The organism is Prosthecodimorpha hirschii (assembly GCF_001305515.1).
Lineage (GTDB): Bacteria > Pseudomonadota > Alphaproteobacteria > Rhizobiales > Ancalomicrobiaceae > Prosthecodimorpha > Prosthecodimorpha hirschii.
Window position 1 is genome coordinate 5,871,386 of sequence record NZ_LJYW01000001.1, and the last position, 21,574, is coordinate 5,892,959.

General features: G+C 70.9%; 19 protein-coding genes and 1 tRNA gene. 12 read left to right on the forward strand and 8 right to left on the reverse strand.

Annotated features, from left to right (window positions below; all coding sequences use genetic code 11):
- Positions 1 to 374: 374 nt before the first annotated feature.
- The 3 genes from rimO to ABB55_RS30025 form a co-directional block, all read right to left on the reverse strand.
- Positions 375 to 1,730, reverse strand: a complete 1,356-nt coding sequence (rimO, locus tag ABB55_RS25770; protein WP_054361387.1) for a 30S ribosomal protein S12 methylthiotransferase RimO — start codon at positions 1,728 to 1,730, stop codon at positions 375 to 377.
- Between the two features lie 148 nt (positions 1,731 to 1,878).
- Positions 1,879 to 2,616, reverse strand: a complete 738-nt coding sequence (locus tag ABB55_RS25775; RefSeq protein ID WP_054361388.1) for a sirohydrochlorin chelatase — start codon at positions 2,614 to 2,616, stop codon at positions 1,879 to 1,881.
- Between the two features lie 114 nt (positions 2,617 to 2,730).
- Positions 2,731 to 2,943 carry a hypothetical protein gene (locus ABB55_RS30025; protein WP_152982191.1) on the reverse strand — a complete coding sequence of 71 codons (213 nt, stop codon included), beginning with the start codon at positions 2,941 to 2,943 and terminating at the stop codon, positions 2,731 to 2,733.
- Positions 2,944 to 3,304: 361 nt separating this feature from the next.
- On the opposite strand from ABB55_RS30025, the gene lpxD reads away from it, so the two are divergent.
- The 5 genes from lpxD to lpxB are packed head-to-tail and all read left to right on the forward strand — an operon-like array spanning position 3,305 to position 7,858.
- Positions 3,305 to 4,393 (forward strand): UDP-3-O-(3-hydroxymyristoyl)glucosamine N-acyltransferase, encoded by a 1,089-nt coding sequence (lpxD, locus tag ABB55_RS25780; RefSeq protein WP_054361389.1) that lies wholly within the window; start codon positions 3,305 to 3,307, stop codon positions 4,391 to 4,393.
- 5 nt (positions 4,394 to 4,398) lie between these two features.
- On the forward strand, positions 4,399 to 4,863 hold the full coding sequence (gene fabZ, locus ABB55_RS25785; RefSeq protein WP_054361390.1) for a 3-hydroxyacyl-ACP dehydratase FabZ: 465 nt from the start codon (positions 4,399 to 4,401) through the stop codon (positions 4,861 to 4,863).
- Between the two features lie 2 nt (positions 4,864 to 4,865).
- A complete protein-coding gene (gene lpxA, locus ABB55_RS25790) occupies positions 4,866 to 5,669 on the forward strand; it encodes an acyl-ACP--UDP-N-acetylglucosamine O-acyltransferase (protein WP_054361391.1) in 804 nt (267 codons plus the stop codon).
- Positions 5,670 to 5,675: 6 nt separating this feature from the next.
- Positions 5,676 to 6,665 carry an LpxI family protein gene (locus ABB55_RS25795; RefSeq protein WP_054361392.1) on the forward strand — a complete coding sequence of 330 codons (990 nt, stop codon included), beginning with the start codon at positions 5,676 to 5,678 and terminating at the stop codon, positions 6,663 to 6,665.
- Positions 6,662 to 7,858: a lipid-A-disaccharide synthase gene (gene lpxB, locus ABB55_RS25800; RefSeq protein ID WP_054361393.1), complete on the forward strand. Its 1,197-nt coding sequence runs from the start codon at positions 6,662 to 6,664 to the stop codon at positions 7,856 to 7,858. The genes ABB55_RS25795 and lpxB overlap by 4 nt, the downstream gene beginning before the upstream one ends.
- Before the next feature lie 320 nt (positions 7,859 to 8,178).
- Here the strand turns inward: lpxB and gltA are convergent, their stop codons facing one another.
- Positions 8,179 to 9,471, reverse strand: coding sequence for a citrate synthase (gene gltA / locus ABB55_RS25805; RefSeq protein WP_054361394.1), 1,293 nt, complete (start codon positions 9,469 to 9,471; stop codon positions 8,179 to 8,181).
- A gap of 565 nt (positions 9,472 to 10,036) precedes the next feature.
- Between gltA and ABB55_RS25810 the strand changes: the two genes are divergently transcribed.
- Entirely contained in the window at positions 10,037 to 10,342 is a 306-nt protein-coding gene (locus ABB55_RS25810) for a c-type cytochrome (protein WP_152982192.1), read from the forward strand.
- Positions 10,343 to 10,353: 11 nt separating this feature from the next.
- Positions 10,354 to 11,718: an FAD-dependent oxidoreductase gene (locus tag ABB55_RS25815; protein ID WP_083463954.1), complete on the forward strand. Its 1,365-nt coding sequence runs from the start codon at positions 10,354 to 10,356 to the stop codon at positions 11,716 to 11,718.
- A 209-nt stretch (positions 11,719 to 11,927) separates the two neighbouring features.
- Here the strand turns inward: ABB55_RS25815 and gltX are convergent, their stop codons facing one another.
- Complete coding sequence (gene gltX / locus ABB55_RS25820) at positions 11,928 to 13,352, reverse strand: glutamate--tRNA ligase (protein ID WP_054361397.1); 1,425 nt, start codon at positions 13,350 to 13,352, stop codon at positions 11,928 to 11,930.
- A 640-nt stretch (positions 13,353 to 13,992) separates the two neighbouring features.
- On the opposite strand from gltX, the gene ABB55_RS25825 reads away from it, so the two are divergent.
- A complete protein-coding gene (locus ABB55_RS25825) occupies positions 13,993 to 16,275 on the forward strand; it encodes a ComEC/Rec2 family competence protein (protein WP_054361398.1) in 2,283 nt (760 codons plus the stop codon).
- Positions 16,276 to 16,541: 266 nt separating this feature from the next.
- Here the strand turns inward: ABB55_RS25825 and lexA are convergent, their stop codons facing one another.
- From lexA to moaC, 3 genes are all read right to left on the reverse strand, one after another.
- Positions 16,542 to 17,249, reverse strand: coding sequence for a transcriptional repressor LexA (lexA, locus tag ABB55_RS25830; RefSeq protein WP_054361399.1), 708 nt, complete (start codon positions 17,247 to 17,249; stop codon positions 16,542 to 16,544).
- A gap of 364 nt (positions 17,250 to 17,613) precedes the next feature.
- The gene (locus ABB55_RS25835; RefSeq protein WP_054361400.1) at positions 17,614 to 18,825 is read right to left on the reverse strand and encodes a molybdopterin molybdotransferase MoeA; all 1,212 of its coding nucleotides are present in this window, start codon (positions 18,823 to 18,825) and stop codon (positions 17,614 to 17,616) included.
- Between the two features lie 40 nt (positions 18,826 to 18,865).
- Positions 18,866 to 19,345: a cyclic pyranopterin monophosphate synthase MoaC gene (moaC, locus tag ABB55_RS25840; protein WP_083463955.1), complete on the reverse strand. Its 480-nt coding sequence runs from the start codon at positions 19,343 to 19,345 to the stop codon at positions 18,866 to 18,868.
- A 244-nt stretch (positions 19,346 to 19,589) separates the two neighbouring features.
- Between moaC and ABB55_RS25845 the strand changes: the two genes are divergently transcribed.
- From ABB55_RS25845 to ABB55_RS25860, 4 genes are all read left to right on the forward strand, one after another.
- Positions 19,590 to 20,372 carry a 2-keto-4-pentenoate hydratase gene (locus tag ABB55_RS25845; RefSeq protein ID WP_054361401.1) on the forward strand — a complete coding sequence of 261 codons (783 nt, stop codon included), beginning with the start codon at positions 19,590 to 19,592 and terminating at the stop codon, positions 20,370 to 20,372.
- A 124-nt stretch (positions 20,373 to 20,496) separates the two neighbouring features.
- Positions 20,497 to 20,581: transfer RNA gene (locus tag ABB55_RS25850), tRNA-Leu, on the forward strand.
- Between the two features lie 125 nt (positions 20,582 to 20,706).
- The gene (locus ABB55_RS25855) at positions 20,707 to 21,048 is read left to right on the forward strand and encodes a type II toxin-antitoxin system TacA family antitoxin (protein WP_054361402.1); all 342 of its coding nucleotides are present in this window, start codon (positions 20,707 to 20,709) and stop codon (positions 21,046 to 21,048) included.
- On the forward strand, positions 21,036 to 21,566 hold the full coding sequence (locus ABB55_RS25860) for a GNAT family N-acetyltransferase (protein ID WP_054361403.1): 531 nt from the start codon (positions 21,036 to 21,038) through the stop codon (positions 21,564 to 21,566). Before ABB55_RS25855 ends, ABB55_RS25860 begins: the two co-directional genes overlap by 13 nt.
- Positions 21,567 to 21,574 lie beyond the last annotated feature (8 nt).

A 21,574-nucleotide genomic window follows, 5' to 3' on the forward strand; every position in this document is an offset into this window, starting at 1 on the left:
GCCCCGCGTCCGGATCGGAGGCGGGGCCTTGCGAGGGCGGCCTTTTTCGTGTGTGGGATGCCCCGCGGCGGTGTCCGCACCTCGGTTCGCGACGGGGGCGCGAAACGGCCTGGATGTCGGGGCGCTGGCATGAAAAAGCCCCGCGTCCGGATCGGAGGCGGGGCCTGGCCACTTCGGTCTGTTGGCGATGACGGCTGCGACCGCCGTCCGGCTCTGCGCCCCGCCGTCAGAATGGCGGGCCGGCGGGTCCCGGATCCCGGAAAGGTCTACCGGGGGCGCCGCGCCATCGGGGCGGCGCGGCGTGAGTGGTGGCCCGCAAGGCGCTTCTACGAGGTGCCCGATGGCCGAAGGCGCAAGTCAGTCGACGGCGCATGTCAGCCGACGGCGGTTCCATGCAGGTCGTAGGCGTCGGCGCGCTCGATCTTGACGGTGACGATCTCGCCGGCGCGCAGGGGGCGGCAGCTGGCCACATAGGTGGTGCCGTCGATCTCGGGCGCGTCCCACTTGGTGCGGCCCTTGGCGACGGTCGGGCCGGCCTCGTCGATGATGACGGGCACGCGGCGGCCGACGCGGGCGCGCTGCAGGCGGTCGGAAATCGCCTGCTGGTGCTTCATGAAGCGGTGCCAGCGCTCCTCCTGCACCTCGCGCGGCACGTGATCGCCGAGCGCATTGGCCGGGGCGCCGGCGACCGGCTCGTATTTGAAGCAGCCGACGCGATCGAGCTTCGCCTCGCTCAGCCAGTCGAGCAGGAAGCGGAAATCCTCTTCCGTTTCGCCCGGAAAGCCGACGATGAAGGTCGAGCGGATCGCGAGATCGGGCGCTATGGCGCGCCAGGCGGCGATCCGGTCGAGCGTCTTCTCCTGGTTGCCCGGCCGGCGCATCGCCTTCAGCACCTTCGGGGCCGCGTGCTGGAACGGGATGTCGAGATAGGGCAGGATCTTGCCCTCGGCCATCAGGGCGACGACCTCGTCGACATGCGGGTAGGGGTAGACATAGTGCATGCGGACCCAGGCGCCGAGATCGCCGAGTTCGCGCGCCAGATCGAAGAACTTCGCCCTGACCGAACGGTCCTTCCAGGGGCTCTCGGCATATTTCAGGTCGAGCCCGTAGGCCGACGTGTCCTGGCTGATCACCAGGATCTCCTTGACCCCCGCCTTGACCAGCTTCTCGGCCTCGCGCAGCACCTCGGCGGCCGGCCGCGAGACCAGATCGCCGCGCAGCTTGGGGATGATGCAGAAGCTGCAGCGATTGTTGCAACCCTCTGAAATCTTGAGATAGGCGTAGTGGCGCGGGGTCAGCTTGACGCCCTGCGGCGGGATCAGGTCGACGAACGGGTCGTGGGCCGGCGGCACGACGGCATGCACGGCGCCGACCACGCTCTCATAGGCCTGCGGGCCGGTGATCGCGAGCACGTCCGGAAAGGCGTCGCGGATCTGCGCCGGCTCGGCGCCCATGCAACCGGTCACGATGACCTTGCCGTTCTCCGCCAGCGCCTTGCCGATCGCGTCGAGGCTCTCCGCCTTGGCACTGTCCAGGAAGCCGCAGGTGTTGACGACTACCACGTCGGCGCCCGCATGGCTGCGCGACAGCTCGTAGCCCTCGGCGCGCAACTGGGTGATGATGCGCTCGCTGTCGACCAGCGCCTTGGGGCAGCCCAGGCTGACGAACGAGACTTTCGGGGCGGCGGCCGGATCGGCGGTGATCCCGGCGATCGGTGCGGAGTCGGTCATGGGGAAGCGTCCTGGCGATGGGCCCTGGCCGTCGCGATACGGCGTCCGGCGGTCGCGAAAGGGGCGGCGTGCGGCGTGGCGGAGAGAGGCCGCCTTCGGCCCAAACGCCGACGGCGCGGCATCGCTGCCGCGCGCATTGGCGTTGTTCTTAGCCCGCTTTGCGCGAAATGCAATCCTCGACCGCCCGCGCGACCAGATCGGCGACCTCCAGGTCGGTGCCGATCGCCGCGACATGGTGCAGGATGCCGGGCCGTTCGGCGACCAGCGTCGCCACGTCGTCGAGCGCGTGGGTGCCCTCGGAGGCGAAGAAGCCGAGCACGATCTCCGGATCGACCGCCGCGAAGGCCTCGCCGACGAAGGGTGCCTCCTCGATGAAGCCGAGATGGATCGAGCCGAGCCCGCGCCAGCCGAGTTCGGCCGCCACCGCCTCGGCGCGCTGGCGCGAGGCCGGCTGCCCGGTCCCGGAGCCGTGCGCGACCATCAGGATGCGGAAATCCGCCGGCACCCGGCCGCCCTGCAGCGCCGCCACGGCGCGCAGGCGATGCTCGATCAGGTCGACCAGGCGCGGGTCGAGGCCGAACGGGGTCAGCCGCTCGACCGTCGCGAAGCCGGAGGCCGCGAGCCGCTGCGGCAGCCGCTCGCGCACGAAATAGCCGTCGGCCATGAAGAAGGGATAGACCGCGACGGTACCCTCCGCCGCCGCCCCGAGCCGCGTCCGCGCCGCCGCGAAGGTCTCCGGCTCCTTCAGCACCGCCCAGTCGACCGGCAGGTCGAGCCGCCGCGCCAGCCGTTCGGCGACCGCCCGGACGCTGTCGTTGCGCTTCCAGTCGCCCCCGTCGCCATGGGCGGCAAGAAGCAGGGCGGTGATCGGCGGATCGAGGCTCAAGGCGGGTCGGGTCCGGTTGGTCGGGTCCTCCCCATATGGCACCGGCCGGCCGGCCGGCAAGGGCGCGGCGGGTACAGGTGCGGACGAAAGGCGGGAAAGCCGCGACCCGCACGTCTACCGGTGCTCCCAGGCGACGCCGTCGTCCAGCAGGCCGTCGTCCGGCAGGCCGTCGACCAGCAGCCGTCTCGTCACCGCCCATGTGCTCTCCAGATCGAGCACGGCCTCGGCCGGATAGTCCCCCTCCCGGCCGCGCCCCACATGCTGCGGCGCGCTGCCGATCACGTTTGGTCGGGACGAGAGCGGCGGGCAGGGCGGTTGCGACGGCATCGGCCGGCCCGCGAGTCCGGCCGGGATGGTCCTTCCGGACCGCGCGCGGGGGACGGTCGTCCCCGCGCGGGCCTCCGGTCCGGCGGCCCCCGGCGCCCCCGCAGACCGTCGGCTGAGGATTCTCGGCAGCGGCTGTTTCCATCCGGATTTGAAATGCGGTAGGAGAGTCCGTCTTCCGGCCGGGGTTCGCGGGCCCGAGCCTGTCCCGCAGGGGATGCGGCACGCAAGGCGGCCATCGGGCCGGGGGGCGACGGGGGGCTTGGCTCAGGCCTCCGGTCCGGCCCAAGCCTGCCCGCCCGTTCCTGCCTCGCCGCAGTCCCGGATCATCCTTCCGCATCCCGCCTTCGGAACCCAGCGCCTCATGCCCGATCCCGCCTTCTTTCCCCGCCCGCGCGCCGTGGCTCTCGAGGAAATCGCGGCCTGGTGCGGCGGACGACTGGTCGATCCGGCCCAGGCCTATGTGACGGTCTCGGGCGTGGCGCCGCTGGATGCGGCCGGCGACGGCGATCTCGCCTTCCTGGACAATCAGAAATATCTCGGCCAGCTCGCCGCGACTCACGCGACCGCCTGCCTGGTCCACCCGCGCTTCGTCGGCCGCGTGCCGCGCGATGTGGCCGCGATCGAGACGGCGGAGCCCTATCGGGCCTTCGCGACCGTGCTGGCCAGGCTCTATCCGGCCGCCTACCGTCTCGAGGGTGCCTATGGCGGTCATGCCGGGCACATCTCGGAAGGTGCGCATATCCATGCCTCGGCGCGGCTGGAACCGGGCGTCACGGTCGAGCCCGGCGCGGTGATCGGCGCCCGGGCGGAGATCGGCACCGGCACGACGATCGGCGCCGGCACGGTGATCGGCCATGACTGCCGCATCGGCCGCAACTGCCATATCGGCCCGAACGCGACGCTGATTCACAGCCTGATCGGCAACCGGGTGACCATCCATGGCGGCGCCCGGCTCGGCCAGGACGGCTTCGGCTTCGCGATGGGGCCGCGCGGCCACCAGAAGGTGCCGCAGATCGGCCGGGTGGTCGTGCAGGACGATGTCGAGATCGGCGCCAACACCACGATCGACCGCGGCGCCACGCGCGACACGATCATCGGCGAGGGCACCAAGATCGACAACCTGGTGCAGATCGCCCACAACGTGGTGATCGGACGCCATTGTGTGATCGTGTCCCAGGTCGGCATCTCCGGCTCGACCACGCTGGAGGATTTCGTCGTGGTGGCCGGGCAGGCCGGCCTGGTCGGCCATGTCCGCGTCGGCGCCGGCGCCCAGATCGGCGCCCAGTCCGGCGTCACCGGCGACGTTCCGCCCCGGGCCCGGATCGGCGGCACGCCGGCCCGGCCGATGACGCAATGGGCCCGCGAGATTGCCAGCCTCAAGCGGCTGGCCGAACGACGCCCCGGGCGCACCCCGACGGGTGCCGCCGAAGGGCAAGAGCAAGAGGGATAGACGCGATGACCGAAACCACGGTGACCACGCTCGAATCCGCCGACCTGCAGCGGCTTCTGGAACTGCTCCCGCACCGCTACCCGTTCCTGATGGTCGACAGGATCGTCGACATGGACGGCGACCAGTCCGGCGTCGGGATCAAGAACGTCACGATCAACGAGCCGCAGTTCATGGGCCATTTCCCCGGGCGGCCGATCTTTCCCGGCGTGCTCCTGATCGAGGGCATGGCGCAGACCGCCGGCGCCATGTGCGTGGCGGCGACCATGAAGGGCGGCGCACCCAGCGTCGTCTATTTCATGACCATCGACCGGGCGAAATTCCGCAAGCCGGTCGTTCCGGGCGACCAGGTGCGCTACCATATGACCAAGCTCAAGAGCCGCGCCAACATGTGGTGGTTCCGCGGCGAGGCCAAGGTCGGCGACACGCTGGTGGCCGAGGCCGAACTCAGCGCGATGCTGGTGAAGGACTGAGCATGACAGCACGCATCCATCCCTCCTCGGTCGTCGAGGACGGGGCGCGGCTCGGCGACGGTGTCGTGGTCGGACCCTTCTGCGTCGTCGGCCCGGAAGCGGTGCTGGCCGACGGTGTCGAACTGGTCAGCCATGTCAGCCTGGCCGGACGCACGGAACTCGGGCCGGGCGTGAAGATCTACCCCTTCGCCTCGATCGGCCATCCGCCGCAGGATCTGAAATATCGCGGCGAGCCGAGCCGGGTCACGGTCGGCGCCCGCACGGTGATCCGCGAGCAGGTGACGATCAATCCGGGCACCGAGGGCGGCGGCATGCTGACCTCGATCGGCGAGGATTGCCTGATCATGGTCGGCGCCCATGTCGCCCATGACTGCCGCGTCGGCAACAACGTCATCCTGGTCAACAACGCCACGCTCGCCGGCCATGTCACGGTCGGCGATCACGCCATCCTGGGCGGGCTTTCGGCCGTGCATCAGTGGGTGCGGATCGGGCCGCATTCCTTTCTCGGCGGCCTTTCGGGGCTGGAGAACGACCTCATCCCCTACGGCTCGGCGCTCGGCGACCGCGCCCGGCTCGGCGGGCTCAACCTGGTCGGCCTGCGCCGGCGCGCCTTCGAGCGGGAGAGCATCCACAAGCTGCGCGCGGCCTACCGCATGCTGTTCTCCGACGAGGGCACGCTGATGGAGCGCGTCGGCGACGTCGCGGCGATGTTTGCCGACGAGCCCCTGGTCATGGAGGTGGTCGATTTCGTGCGCGCGGGCGGCGATCGGGCCTTGTGCATGCCCCGGGCCGGTCGGGAGGCGTGAGCCGCCATGGCCAAGCGCGCCGCGGAACCCGCCGGACCGCGCCCCCTGGTGATTCTCGCCGGCGGGGGTGACTTCCCGCTGATCGCCGCCGAGCAGGTCATGGAGGCCGGCCGGCCGGTGCTGGTGGTCGGCATCGAGGGCGAGGCCTCGCCCGAGATCGAGGATTTCCCCCATACCTGGGTCAAGCGCGGACAGCTCGGCAAGCTGTTCTCGATCATGCGCACCTTCAAGGCCCAGGATCTGCTGATCCTCGGCATGCTCGCCGACCGCCGCATGCCGACCTGGCGCGAGGTCGACCTGGTCGGTCTCTGGGAGGTGCTGCGCCACTGGCGCATGCTGCAGGACGGCGACGACACCGTGCTGCGCAAGGTCGCCCGCATGGTCGAGGCGCGCGGCTTCACCATCGTGCAGCCCGCCGACGTGATCCCGTCGATGATCGCGCGCTCGGGCCTTTACGGCCGCTATCGGCCGACCGACGGCGACCTCGCCGATGTGCTGGTCGCCTACCGGGCCGCCAAGGAACTCGGCCGGCGCGACAAGGGGCAGGCCTGCGTCGCCTCGGACGGGCAGGTGATGGCGCGCGAGGACCAGCGCGGCACCGACAATCTCCTGGAACGGGTCGCCGCCGAGCGCCGCCAGACCGGCTTCACCGGCTCGAACGGCGTTCTCGTGAAATGCCTGAAGCCGGGCCAGGATACCCGCTTGGATCTGCCGGCGGTCGGGCCTGCGACCGTGCGCAATGCGGCCGCCGCAGGCCTTGCCGGCATCGCCGTCGAGGCCGGGTCGACGCTGGTCGTCGACGAGGATCTGATGATCGAACTGGCCGACCGCCTCGGCCTGTTCCTGATGGGCTTCGCGCTGTCGTCCGCGGCGCTCGGCGGGCAGTCCGGCGACGGCCAGCCCCGGGGCGGGCAGCCTCAGGGCGGGCAGCCTCGAGGCGGGCCGGCGAAGGACGGCAAGCCGACGGGCGGGAAGGCCAAGGGCGCCCGGTCATGAGCGCTTCGGCGCCGCGCGTGTTCCTGGTCGCCGGCGAATCCTCCGGCGACGAACTCGGGGCGCGCCTGATGCGCGGCCTTGCCGATGCCACCGGCGGCGCGGCCGCCTTCACCGGCGTCGGCGGGCCGGCCATGGCGTCGGCGGGCCTGACGAGCCTGTTTCCGATGGCCGACATCGCCGTCATGGGCATCGGTCCGGTGCTGGCGCGGCTGCCGACCCTGATCGAGCGCATCCGGCGCACGGCCGACGCGGCGATCGCGGCCGATCCCGATGTCGTCGTGCTGATCGACAGCCCCGATTTCACCCATCGCGTCGCCCATCGCCTGCGGGCGGCCCGGCCCGACGTGCCGATCGTCGTCTATGTCTCGCCGACGGTCTGGGCCTGGCGGGCCGGGCGCGCCCGCAAGCTCGCCGGCTTCGCCGACCGCCTGCTCGCCATCCTGCCGTTCGAGCCGGAGGTGCACCGCATCCTGGGCGGGCCGTCGACCGTCTATGTCGGCCATCCGGTGCTGGAGCGGCTCGCCGCGTTGCGCGGGGCCCGGTCGCTCGCGCCGGAACGGCCGCCCATGCTGCTCGTCCTGCCCGGCAGCCGGCGCTCCGAGATCGGCCGCCTGATGGCGGTCTTCGGCGCGACGCTCGGCCGTCTGAAGGCGCGCGGCCTGGCATTCGACGCGGTCCTGCCGGCTGTGCCGCATCTGCGCGGCGAGATCGAGCGTCTGGCCGCGGATTGGCCAGTGGTGCCGCGCCTCGTCGGCCCGGACGACAAGGCGGCCGCGTTCCGGGACGCCGGCCTCGCCCTGGCGGCCTCCGGCACGGTGACGCTGGAACTGGCCGCGGCCGCCATCCCGACGGTCGCCGCCTACCGGCTCGACTGGCTCGGCCGGCGCGTCGTGCGCTTCATCGACATTCCGCCGGCGCTGAAGCCGATCGTTCCGGTCCGCTCCGCGCTGCTGCCCAATCTGATCCTCGGCCGCCGCGCCGTGCCGGAATTCATCGATCGGGACTGCACGCCCGATGCCCTCGCGGACGCCCTGGTGCCGCTCTTCGCAGACGGCCCCGAGCGGCGGGACCAACTCGCCGCCTTCGCCGAACTGGAGGCCCGGATGGCCCTGCCGGACGGCCGCCGCCCCGGGGAAGCCGCTGCGGCGGCGGTGCTCGACGTGATCGCCCGCCGCACCCTCCGCCTGCCGTAGCGCAAGCACCGGGGCGCGCGATCGGCTCCGGGCGGAAAGGCCGGCGCGAACAAGGCCCTTCTGAGCATCCTCCGACCCGGTCAGATCGGATCGCGCGTCCGGACCCCCGCGCGCGGATTGTCGGCCGCCTGCGGGCGCCGGCGGGCGCCAGCGGCGAGCGGGGCGCCGATCCCGGCCGCTCTTCGGACCTATCCCGTGCTGGCTTCGATGGCGACCGGCCGGCCGGCGCAAGGGCAGGGCGCGCGGCATTGCACCGGCCCCAAAGACGAAGGGCGCCCCTCGCGGGACGCCCTCGATCCTTCGAACCTGTGCCGTCGGGCTCAGCCGCGATCGGCGACCGCGGTGACATCGCGGCGCACGGCGCCGGTATAGAGCTGGCGCGGACGGCCGATCTTCTGGGACGGGTCCTCGATCATTTCCTTCCACTGCGCGATCCAGCCGACGGTGCGCGCGACGGCGAACAGCACGGTGAACATCGAGGTCGGGAAGCCCATCGCCTTCAGGGTGATGCCCGAATAGAAGTCGATGTTCGGATAGAGCTTCTTCTCGATGAAATACTCGTCGTGCAGCGCGATCCGCTCCAGTTCGATCGCCACCTGCAGCAGCGGATCGTCCGGATTGCCGACGATCTTCAGCACGTCGTGGCAGGTCTGCTGCATGATCTTGGCGCGCGGGTCGTAGTTCTTGTAGACCCGGTGACCGAAGCCCATCAGACGGAACGGATCGTTCTTGTCCTTGGCGCGGGCGACATAGTGCGGAATGCGGTCCGGCGTGCCGATCTCGGTCAGCATGTCGAGCGCCGCCTCGTTGGCGCCGCCATGGGCGGGACCCCACAGGCAGGCGATGCCGGCCGCGATGCACGCGAACGGATTGGCGCCCGACGAACCGGCCAGACGGACGGTCGAGGTCGACGCGTTCTGCTCGTGGTCGGCATGCAGGATGAAGATGCGATCCAGGGCGCGCGACAGGATCGGGTTGACGACATACTCTTCGCACGGAATGGCGAAGCACATGCGCAGGAAGTTCGAGGAGTAATCGAGGTCGTTCTTCGGATAGATGAACGGCTGCCCGATCGAATACTTGTAGGCCATCGCCGCAATGGTCGGCATCTTGGCGATCATGCGGATCGACGCGACCATCCGCTGGAACGGATCGGTGATGTCGAGCGAGTCGTGATAGAAGGCCGACAGGGCGCCGACCGTGCCGACCATGACGGCCATCGGATGGGCATCGCGACGGAACCCGCTGTAGAAGCGGTTCATCTGCTCATGCACCATGGTGTGGCGCGTGACGCGGCCGACGAAGTCTTCCTTCTCGTCCGCCGTCGGCAGTTCGCCGTAGAGCAGCAGGTAGCAGGTCTCGAGGAAGTCGGTGTGCTCGGCGAGCTGTTCGATGGGATAGCCGCGGTAGAGGAGGACGCCCTCGTCGCCGTCGATATAGGTGATCTTCGACTCGCAGGATGCGGTCGAGGTGAAGCCGGGGTCGTAGGTGAACATTTTCGAAGCGCCGTACAGCTTCGAAATGTCGATCACGCTCGGCCCGATCGAGCCGTCCTTGATCGGGAAGGACAAGGTCTCATTGCCGAGCGCAAAGCTGGCGTTCTTATCGGTCATGCGGCAATCCCCGTGAGGTCGGTATCGCTCGGTGAGGGACGCTCCGGACCCGGATGACGGCCAGGCCGGCAATCCGGGAAAGCGTGGCAGGACGAGGGTTTCGGTGCCGGTGGGATAACGGTCCGCCCGCCCGAAGGGCTGCGACCATCCGCCACGTCCGGACGCCGGAAACCGACACCGGTCCCCGTAGCCCATTTGTGCGGGAGCGACAAGCGCGCCGAAGGGATGATGCGGTGCGGGAGGATGCTAGCCGAAAAATCGACGGATGACAGCCGCCATTTGTGCGTTGCCGAAGAGCCTGCACGCGCATGGCCGCAGCGCGGGGCACCGGCGGGTCTGTCGATGCCGGAAGAATAAAGGCGCGCGAATCTCTGTAATATTCTGCGAATGGCAAATTTAAAATTGTCGATTAACGCAATGGTAATCAAACAAATCGTCGATAATTGTCGAGCTTCTATGGTGAATACTGATTACTACGCACTTGCGGTGTCCTGTCCGTTTGATGACAATATATAAGCAGACCCTAAATTACATGTCGCTTACACAGGAGATGGCCTTGTCCTTCTTGCGAACCATCCTGGCCGCCGGTTTGACGATCAGCGCCTCGGCGGCTGCGGCGCAGACCGCAGGCCCCAATGACGGGCGGTTGCTGGCGTCCAACTGCATGCAGTGCCATGCGACCAACGGCCAGCCGCGACCCGGCTTCAGCAGCCTGGCGGGAAAGAGCGCGTCGGAGATCACCGGCGAAATGCTGGAAATGGCGCGGATGACGCCCGGCAAGGAGCCTGAGAAGGACCTGATGGCGGTCCATGCGCGTGCCTATACGCGGGCCGAAATCGATCTCATCGCCAAGTATCTGGCTTCGAAGTGACGGGGGCTCGCATGGATCGCCGACAGTTTATCGCCTCTCTCGCAGCCGGTTCGGCCATGGGGCTGACCGGGCTGATGCCCGCCTTCGGTGCCGCGATCGTGAACGTGGTCGTGGTCGGCGGCGGCATGGCCGGGACCACCGCCGCCAAGTATCTGAAGCTCTGGGGCGCCGCGTCGGGTCTCGACGTCCGCGTCACCCTGATCGACGCCAACGCCGCCTATGTCTCCTGCATCCTGTCCAACAAGGTGCTGACCGGCGAGACGACTTTGGCCGCCTTGACCTACCGCTACACCAAGCTGGCCGGCCTCGGCGTGACGGTGGTGCAGGGCCAGGTGGCGGCGGTCGACAAGGCAAACCGCGTCGTCAGGCTGGCGGACGGGCGGACCTACCCCTATGCGCGCCTGATTCTCGCCCCCGGCATCGATTTCGACTATTCGGCGCTGACGATCGCGGCGCGCGGGCTGACCGCCGATCAGGCCCTGGCGGCCGTTCCGCATGCCTGGAAGGCCGGCCCGCAGACGACCGAACTGCGTCGGCAGCTGGTCGCCCTGACCAACGGCAACCGAGTCGTGATGACCATCCCGGCGGCGCCCTATCGCTGCCCGCCCGGACCCTACGAGCGCGCCTGCGCGATCGCCGGCTGGCTCAAGGCCAACCGGCCGAAATCGAAGCTGATCGTGCTCGACGCCAATGCCAAAATCATCGCGGAGCCGGTCAATTTCGGCAAGGCCTTCTCGGAGACCTACCGGACGATCATCGAATACTATCCGGGTGTGACGTTGAAAGGCGTGACCTGGGATTCCGCCACGCCCAAGCTGAAGACGGTCTCGCTCCTCGATGCCGGCGGTGCCGCCGTGACCATGCCGGCCGAGGTGGTCAACCTGATCCCGCCGCAGAAGGCCGGCCGCGTCGCCATCGACACCCTCGGCCCGACCGGGCTCTCGGCCAACGGCCGCTGGGCCCTGGTCGACGAGATCAGCTATGAATCCAAGGTCTTCCCGGGAATTCACGTGATCGGCGATGCGATCAATTCGAAGCAGCCCAAGGCCGGCCATATCGGCAACCAGGAGGCCAAGATCTGCGCGGATGCGATCCTGCGGCTCGAGTCCGGACGGGCGCCCTATGCGGCGCCGGTCACCAACTCGGCCTGCTTCACGCCGATCACCCCGACCACGGCGACCTGGCTGACGGCGGTCTACCGCTATCAGACCGACATCGACCCGGCGACCGGGCAGAGCCTCGGTACGAAGTCCATGCAGATGGTCAGCGGCAACCCGGTCGGCGTCGCCAGCGAGACCCCGACGGGCGCCTCGGGCGACAATGCCGATGCCATGAAGAAGTGGTTCGCCTCGCTGATGGTCGACACCTTCGGCTGAGGCCGGACCTCCGACCCCCCGACCCCAGAGGCGGCGATCCCGCCCGTTCCTGTCCGGTTCGATCCGGCGGGGGCGGGCGGGGCGCGTTCGAAGGGCGACGGCGGCCGCCGGGGGGCTCTATTCGCCGAAGCGGTCCGGTTGCCAGGCCGACCCTGCCGCCCGCGGACAGTGCCCGCGCGGGGCACCGTCCGGCAGGCCGGCATCGACGGTCAGGCGGCCGCCTGATCCCGAATGCGGGCGAGGCTCTCCTCGCGGCCGAGCACGGCGAGCACGTCGAAGATGCCGGGCGAGGTCGACCGGCCGGTCAGGGCGGCGCGCAGCGGCTGCGCCGCCTTGCCGAGTTTCAGTCCGGTCGCTTCCGCATAGGCGCGGACGGCGGTCTCGGTCGAGGCGGCGGACCAGTCGTTGATCGGCTCCAGCGCGGCGAGCAGGCCGGCGAGCGTGGCGCGGGCCGGCGCGTCGAGCAACTGCGCGGCCTTCTCGTCGAGCGGCAGCGGACGCTCGGCGATCAGGAAGCGCGCGCCGTCGAGCAGTTCGATCAGCGTGCGGGCGCGTTCCTTCAGGCCCGGCATGGCCTCCAGGAACCGGCTGCGCGCCGGCTCCGCGGCGAGCGGCGCGAATTCGGCGCCGTTCGGCAGATAGGGGATCAGCGCCAGCGCCTCGGCATGCAGGTCGGCATCGGCGGTGCGCCGGATCCACATGCCGTTCAGGTGCTCGAGCTTGGCGAAATCGAACCGCGTCGCGGCCCGGTTGATGTCGGACGGCTCGAACCAGCCGACCGCCTCGGCGGTCGAGAAGACCTCGTCGTCGCCATGGCTCCAGCCGAGCCGGCACAGATAGTTGCGCAGCGCCTCGGGCAGGTAGCCGAGGGCCCGATAGGCGTCGACGCCGAGCGCGCCGTGGCGCTTCGAGAGCTTGGCGCCGTCCGGACCGTGAATCAGCGGCACATGGGCCATCACCGGCACCGACCAGCCCATCGCCTGATAGATCTGGGTCTGGCGGGCGGCGTTGGTCAGATGGTCGTCGCCGCGGATGATGTGGGTGACGCCCATGTCGTGGTCGTCGACGACCACCGCCAGCATGTAGGTCGGCGTGCCGTCGGAGCGCAGCAGGATGAAGTCGTCGAGCACGTCGTTGCGGAACACGACGCGACCCTGAACCTGGTCGTCGATGACGGTCTCGCCGGTCTGCGGCGCCTTCAGCCGGATCACCGGGCGGACGCCCTCGGGCGCCTCGGCGGGGTCGCGGTCGCGCCAGCGGCCGTCATAGCGCGGCGGGCGGCCTTCCTTCATCGCGGTCTCGCGCATCGCCTCCAATTCGGCCTGGCTGGCATAGCAGCGATAGGCATGGCCGCGCGCGAGCAGTTCGTGGGCGATCTCGGCATGGCGATCCATGCGCGCGAACTGGAAGATCGGCTCGCCCTCCCAGTCGAGGCCGAGCCATTTCAGTCCGTCCAGGATGGCCGCGATGGCGGCCTCGGTGGAGCGCTCCCGGTCGGTATCCTCGATCCGCAGCAGCATCTTGCCGCCGGTGTGGCGGGCGTAGAGCCAGTTGAACAGCGCCGTGCGGGCGCCGCCGATATGCAGGAAACCGGTCGGCGAGGGGGCGAAGCGGGTGACGACGGGGGCGGACATGGCGTGAGGCTCCGACCGGCGCGGCAGCGCGCCAGGATGGCGTGATCGAGGGCGGTTCCTGTAGCATGGCGCGACAGAAAAGCCAGAGCTTCGGCGGCGCCGGCCGGCCGGTCCGCCGGATCGGGTCTTGGCGGCGAACTGCGGCCGAAGTCGGGAGGCGCGCGGCGCCCCGAGGTGATGCGGCAGGCCGGAGGCCGTCGAGATCGGGACCGGAACGTGGCCTCCGCCGGCATGGCCTTCGGCCAACACGCGGCGCGGCGGTTGGGTCCACCCGGCCCAGGCCAGACGGCGCGGCATCGGGCGAGCGGCCGGTCCCGGGACGGCGGCGGGTATCGTGCCGGGCGGAGTTCCCGTGACGGGGCCATGCACACGGAAAGAGGCGCACGGGAACAGGCGTCCGAAGCAGGCGACCAGAACAGGCGACCAGAACGGGCGTCGGACGGGAGTGTCGCGACCCGCGGCCTTGCGGTTCGGGACGAACCGGTGGTGGGATCCGGCCCCGGCAACCGCTACTGTATGGTTCGGGGCGCGCGCACGCGCGCCCCGGGATCGAACGGGGGCGAGGGTGCGGGACGAGCGGACGCCATCCGCCGCGACGGACCTTCGGCCGGCCCTGGTGCCGGCCGACCGGCGGAGCCTTGTGCGCACCGGCCTCGCGCGCCTGCACGCCCTGCCGCGGCTGGCGGCGCTGCGGGTCGCCGTCGGGGCCCTGATCGAGCACGATCTCGACCGCGGCGCCGGCTTCTGCTGGATGGTGGTCGCCTTCGGCTGCGGCGCCGGCCTCTATCTGGTCCTGCCGCAGGAGCCGTGGTTCGCCGCGCTGGCGCTCGCGGCCGCCGGCCTCGCTGCGCTGGCCACGATCCGGCGCCGGGCCGGGCATCGGGCGGCGGTGCTCAGCCTGGCGGCGGCCGTGGCGGCCGGCATGCTTGCCGGCAAGTTCGAGGCCTGGCGGGTGGCGGCGCCGCGGCTCGACCGCGAGCGGACGGTCGTGGTCACCGGCTGGGTCGCGGAGGCGGAGACGACGGCGAGCGGCGGCACGCGCATGATCGTGCGCGTCGTCCGGATGGAAAGCCGCGGCAGGCCGATCGCGGAGCCGCCGGCCCTGATCGCGGCGACCGCGCAGCGCGGGCGCGATGCCGCTGCGGTCATCGGCGCCGGCGTCACCTTCATGGCGCGGCTGAAGCCGCCCGACGGCCCCGTCCTGCCGGGCGGCTACGATTTCGCCCGCCGGGCCTATTTCGACGGGCGCGGGGCGGCCGGCTATGTGCTCGGCCGGGTCCGCGCCGCCGAGGCCGGGCCGGCGCCGTGGCCGCTGGCCGCCCGGGCGGCGGTCGCCGATCTGCGCCATCGCATCGCCATGCGCATCCGCGCCGCGCTGCCGGGGGCGTCGGGGGCGATCGCCGCGGCGCTGACGGTCGGCGAGACCCGCGCCATCCCGGCCGAGGCGAACGAGGCGCTGCGCGCCTCCGGGCTGACCCACATCATCTCGATCTCCGGTCTGCACATGACGCTCGTCGGCGGCGGGGTCTTCGCGGCCGTGCGCTACGGGCTCGCCCTGGTGCCGGTCATCGCGCTGCGCCGGCCGGTCAAGAAATGGGCCGCGGTCGCCGCCTTCGCGGCCGTGACCTTCTATCTGCTCCTGTCCGGCGGCGGGGTGGCGACGGAACGATCCTGGGTGATGTTCGTCGTCGGGCTGGTGGCGATCCTGGCCGACCGGCCGGTGGTCAGCCAGCGCAACGTCGCCTTCGCGGCGCTCGCCCTGATGGCGATCGAGCCGCATACGGTTGTCGAGCCGAGCTTCCTGATGTCCTTCCTGGCGGTGCTGGCGCTGGTCTCGGCCTGGCGCGGCCTCAGCGCCCGCCCGCCCGATCCGGTCTCCGCCGAGGCGTCCGGGGTCGTCGCCGAACTGGCCCGGCGCGGCTTCGGCCATGTCAAAGGCATGGCGGCGGCCTCCTTCGTGGCCGGCCTGGCGACCGCGCCGGTCGTCGCGGCCGAATTCCACCGGGCGGCCCCCTACGGCATGATCGCCAACATGATCGTCTTGCCGATCGTCGGCACCGTGATCATGCCCTTCGCCTGCCTCGCCATGCTGGCCATGCCGTTCGGTCTCGAAATCGTGCCGCTGACCGTGATGGGCTGGGGCATCGAGGCGATGCTGGCAGTCGCCCGCATGGTCTCGGCCTGGCCGGGCGGGCAGGGGCTGATCGGGCGCATCCATCCGGCGAGCCTGCCGCTGGCGATCGCCGGCATCCTCTGGTTCTGTCTTTGGACGACGCCGCTGCGCCGTCTCGGCCTCGCCGCCTTGGCGGCGGCCCTGGCGGTCGCCCCCTTCGCGGTGCGGCCGGACATCCTGGTCGGCCAGGGCGGCGCGCCGATCGCGGTCCGGGCGGCGGACGGGCGCCTAGCGATCCTCGATGCGCGCGCGAACCGCTTCACCACCGCGACCTGGCTCGCCGCCGATGCCGACCCGCGCAGCGCCACCGCCGCCCGCGACCTCGCCGGGGACTGGCGCTGCGACCCGCTCGGCTGCGCCTTCCGGGACGAGCATTCCGGCCGCGCGCCGCGCATCCTGTCCCTGGTCCGCGATCCGCGCGCCTTCGAGGAGGATTGCCGGATTGCCGCCATCGTGGTGACCACGCTCGACGCGCCGCCCGGCTGCGCGGCGACCGCCGTCGTCATCGATCGCAGGATGCTGGCCCGCACCGGCGCACTGACGCTCGACTGGCCGACGCCGCCCGCACCGGACGGGCGCCGGACGCGCCCCGCATCCGTGCCGCCCGAAGCCGTGCCCAACGATCCCGGCGACCCCGACGACCATGAGACCGCCCCCGATCTGGAGCCCGCCGGCCCGATCCCGCCGCAGGCGACGATCACCGCCAGTCTCCCCGCCGGCCGGCGCCCCTGGCACGCAGCCGCCCCGTAATCGAACCGCCCCCCCCGACCGCACCAGTTCAGGCTACGCCAAGCCCGACGGCACCATCTCGGGGTAAGCCCACTCCGACGGCGCCATCTCGGGCTACGCCAGCCGGTGACGAGACGCCCACCGAAACCGCCGCGCAGCCGATCCTCCAGCCACCCCGGACACCGGCAGGACCGGCACCAGGGCCGTCTGGGCCACCGGGCACAACGGACCACCGGCTCACCGAACCGCAGGCTCGGCGCACCACCGGGCTCGACGGGCGGCGGCGCTCAATAGCGGCGGATCAGGCCGACCAGTTTGCCTTGGATCTTGACCCGGTCGGGCCCGAAGATGCGGGTCTCGTAGGCCGGGTTGGCGGCCTCCAGCGCGACCGAGGCGCCGCGCTTGCGCAGGCGCTTCAGCGTCGCCTCCTCTTCGTCGACCAGCGCCACCACGATGTCGCCGGTATCGGCATTCTCCGAGCGCTTGATGACCACCGTGTCGCCGTCGAGGATGCCGGCCTCGATCATCGAGTCGCCGCGCACTTCGAGCGCGAAATGGTCGCCGGACGAGATCAGGTCGAGCGGCACCGGGATCGCGTGGCTGTAGGTCTGGATGGCGGCGATCGGCGTGCCGGCGGCGATCCGGCCCATGACCGGCACCGAGATGACCTGCGCCTTCTCCTCCGCCGGCCCGACCGGCTTCATCTTGCCGAGGCTGCCCTCGATCACCGAGGGGGCGAAACCCTTGGCGTTGCGGGCGCTGGCGAGGCCCGGCACGACCGAATCCGGCAGCCGGACGACCTCCAGCGCGCGCGCCCGGTTGGGCAGACGCCGGATGAAGCCGCGCTCCTCAAGGGCCGTGATCAGGCGATGGATGCCCGATTTCGAGCGCAGGTCGAGCGCGTCCTTCATCTCGTCGAAGGAGGGCGGGACGCCGGCTTCCTTCAGCCGCTCGTGTATGAACATGAGGAGCTCGAATTGCTTCCGCGTCAGCATCGATGGCCGCCTTCGGTTTCGTTTCCAGGTTTCGTGCCCTTCGGATCCGACCGCCGGCCCCTTGGCAGCATCGCGGCGGCGAAGACGATCGATCGACCGTCACGACTGCCCGAACACTCTGATGAACCGGTACAAATCACGAACCAAAGCTACACGTTCCCTCGATGTTCTACAAGGGTTAATTTTTTGGTAAAAACGGAACACGAACGAAAGAGACACGCATAAAAGCGAAAATGAGGCTGCCTGAGCGGCCCGGACGATCGCATGGGCGAGCGGCCGCATGGAAGACCGCCGGATACGCCCTCATCGGGCGCTGCCGCGGTCGTTCGGAACGGGGGCCTGGTCGCGGTATCGGGCGATGGCTTCAGAAGCGGATGATTCGGCAGCGCTCGCCGGCCGCCGCCGGGGCGGCGCCGGGCGCGCGCACGATCAGGCAGTCGGCCCGGGTGAGCCGGCTCAGCATCGAGGAATCCTGCAGGTCGACCGGCCGGACCTGCGGCGGCACGGCGCCGCCGGGCTCGAAGGTCGCGCGCAGGTAGTCCTGCCGGCTGTCGTTGGCCGGCAGCGGCGCCGCCAGCACGGCGGGTTCCTCGGGTTCGATCGCCGGGGCGAGGCCGAGCAGCGCCTTGAGCAGGGGTTTGAGGAACAGGAGCGCGCAGACGAGGCCGGAGACCGGGTTGCCGGGCAGGCCGAGCACGCGCATCGGCCCGAGCGTGCCGAACATCAGCGGCTTGCCCGGCCGCATGGCGATCTTCCAGAAGCCGAGATCCATGCCGGCGCCGCCGAGCGTCTTCTGGACGAGGTCGAGATCGCCGACCGATGCGCCGCCGAGCGTGACCAGGATGTCGGCCTCCGCGGCCAGCGCCGCGCCGATCTTCTCGGCGATCGCCGCCTCGGTGTCGGCGGCGATGCCGAGATCGATGCCGAAGCCGCCCTCGGCCTCGACCATGGCCAGCACGCCGAAGGCGTTGGAGGCGACGATCTGGTCGGGTCCCGGTTCGGTCCCGGGCGGCACCAGTTCGTCGCCGGTCGCCAGCACGGCGACGCGCGGGCGGCGGCGCACCGGCAACGTGGCATGGTTCATGGCCGCGGCGAGCGAGACGGCGCGCCAGTCGAGCCGCGTTCCCGCGCCGATCAGCACGTCGCCGGCGCGGAAGTCGAGCCCGACGGCACGGATATGCCGGCCGGACGCGACCGGTTCGACGACCTCGATCACGCCTTCGGCGACGACCCGCGCATTCTCCTGGATCAGGATGGTGTCGGCACCCTCCGGCACCGGCGCGCCGGTGAAGATGCGCACGCAGGCGCCCGGTCCGACCGGGCCGTCGAAGGCGCGCCCGGCCGGCGCGGTGCCGATGACGGCCAGCCGGCGCCCGGCGACGGCGTCGTCGGCCCGCAGCGCATAGCCGTCCATGGCCGAGGCGGCGAAGGGCGGCTGGGTGCGGGTGGCGGCGAGATCGGCGGCCAGAACCCGGCCGGATGCCGCGGCGAGCGCGACCGTCTCGCCGCCGAGCGGGTCGACCCCGGCGAGCAGCCGCGCGCGGGCGGCCTCCACCGACAGCAATCCTCCGGCCATGCCTTCGTTCTCCCCGTCGTGCCTGCGTCGCGCTGCCCGGTCAGGCGGCCTGCCAGGTGCCCGACTTGCCGCCCGACTTTTCCAGAAGCCGGATGCCCCCGATCACCATGCCGCGGTCGACCGCCTTGGCCATATCGTAGACTGTCAGGCAGGCGACCGAGACCGCCGTCAGCGCCTCCATCTCGACCCCGGTCTGCCCGGAGACCCGCGCGGTCGCGGTGATCCGGAGGCCCGGCAGCGCCTCGTCGGCCTCGATCTCCACGGCCACCTTGGTCAGCAGCAGCGGATGGCAGAGCGGGATCAGCTCATGCGTGCGCTTGGCCGCCATGATGCCGGCGATGCGGGCGGTGGCGATCACGTCGCCCTTCTTGGCGAGGCCCTGGCGGATCAGCGCCAGGGTCTCCGGCAGCATGGTCACGTGGCCTTCGGCGACGGCGGTGCGCTGGGTCACGCTCTTGTCGCCGACATCGACCATGTGGGCCGCGCCGCTATCGTCGAGATGGGTGAGCCGGGCGGTCAAGGCGGAGGTCCTCCGGGGCGGCTGCGTCGGGATTCGGGGACACTAGTCCGCGGCCGGGGCGGGGGAAAGAGCGTTGCCGTGCGGCCGGCCTGGCCACCGGGTCCCGCAGCCCCCGGGTCCTGCGGGTGCCGGGTCCCGCGGCTGCCGGCCGGCCTCCGCCGTCGGCACGCGGGGCGGGGATTGCGCGCCGCGTCGGGGCGGATAGGCTCCCGCACCAACAACCGGCACGAGGGAGCGAACCGGCATGGAGCGGGATGGGGCGGCGGCGGCGGAGACCGTCTGGGCGGCGTGGCAGGCGGGCGAGCGCTTCGAGGCGTTGCCGGAGGCGCAACGGCCGGCGGATCGGCGTGAAGGCTACAGGATCCAGGCGCTTCTGGCCGCCCTGAGCGCGCGGCCGGTGGTCGGCTGGAAGATCGCGGCGACCAGCGCGGCCGGGCAGCGGCACATCAATGTCGGCGGGCCGCTGATCGGGCGGCTCCTGGCCGAGCGGGTCCATCCGGCCGGCGCGGACGTGCCCTTCGGCGCCAATGCGATGGCGGTCGCCGAGCCGGAATTCTGCTTCCGCATGGCGCGCGACCTGCCGCCGCGGGCGGAGCCCTATGGCGTCGCCGAGGTGCTCGACGCGGTCGCGGCGCTGCATCTCGCCATCGAGCTGCCCGATTCGCGCTTCCGCGATTTCACCAAGGCCGGCGAGGCGCAACTCCTCGCCGACAATGCCTGCGCGCATGAATTCGTGCTCGGCCCCGAGGCGCCCGCGCTGTGGCGCGACCTCGATCTCGCCGCCCACCGGGTGTCGGGCCGGGTCGTCGGCGGTCCGGTGCACGAGGGCGGCGGCTTCAACGTGCTCGGCGATCCGCGCGTCGCGCTCGCCTGGGCGGCGAACGAGCTTTCCGGTCTGGGCATCCCGCTCAAGGCCGGCGAGATCGTCACTACCGGAACCTGCGTGGTGCCGATCCCGATCGCCCGCGGCGACCGCGTCGAGATGGACTTCGGCAGCCTCGGCACGGTCGCCTGCCGGCTGGTCTGAAGGACCGGCCGGGGGACGAGTTGTCAGGGGTGAGACCAGGGGCGAGGCCAGGGGCGGGCGCTGCGCGAAGACCGTCTGAAACCGGCTTCCAAGCGCCGCCCGATCTCACTATGGTGCGCCCGCTGCGGGTGTGGTGGAACTGGTAGACACAACGGATTTAGGTTCCGTCGCCGCAAGGCATGGGGGTTCGAGTCCCTCCACCCGCACCATCCGGCCGGTCGAAGCGACGGCAATCGCCAGCGAACGGGGCGGCGCACGATCGCTCTCCGGTGTCATCGTCCTATCGACTCGACGTCGTATTGACACTGTGGATACGCAGCCCCATTCTTCGTGCATGGCCAAGTCCCCGATCACGCCCTCGGACGAAATGGAGCCCGCGGATGTGGCGGTCGCGGCGCGCCCGGCTGGGGCCGATGCCAAGGGCAGCATCAATTTGCGCATCGGCGCGGACACCCGTCGGCTGATCGACGATGCCGCCGCCATCCTCGGCAAGACGCGCACGGAATTCATGATCGACAGTGCGCGTCGCGAGGCGATCGACGTCCTGCTCGATCAGCGCCTGTTCGTTCTGGACGCCGCCCGCTTCGATGCCTTCGTGGAGGCGCTCGACAGGGCGCCCGAACCCGGACCGAAACTGCGCGCGCTGATGCACCGCGTGCCGGCATGGCGGAGCTGACCGGCAGCGACGGACGCCCGCACGGCGCCCTGTCGGCGCCGGTTCCGCTGACCGCGGCGCACGATCTCTCCGGTTTCGACTGCGGCGAACCCGCCTTGAACGAATGGCTGCGCCAGCGGGCCTTGAAGAACGAAAGCCGCTTTTCCCGCACCTATGTCGTCTCGGCCGACAATCGGGTCGTCGCCTATTATTGCATTTCGGCCGGGGCGGTCGACCGGGCGGCGGCGCCGGGCCGGGTGCGGCGCAATGCCCCCGACTCCGTACCGGTCTCGGTGATCGGGCGGCTCGCCGTCAGCCGCGATCATGCCGGCCGTGGGCTCGGGGCGGACCTGCTGGCCGATGCGCTGCGGCGTATCGCGCACGCCTCGCAGAGCATCGGCATCGGTGCGGTCCTGGTCCAGGCCAAGGACGAGGGCGCCCGGCTCTTCTACCTGCGGTGCGCGGAGTTCATCGAGTATCCGGCCGACAGCCGGACCTTGTTCCTTCCGATCGAGACCGTTGTGGCGGCCTTCGGCTGACCCGCCTC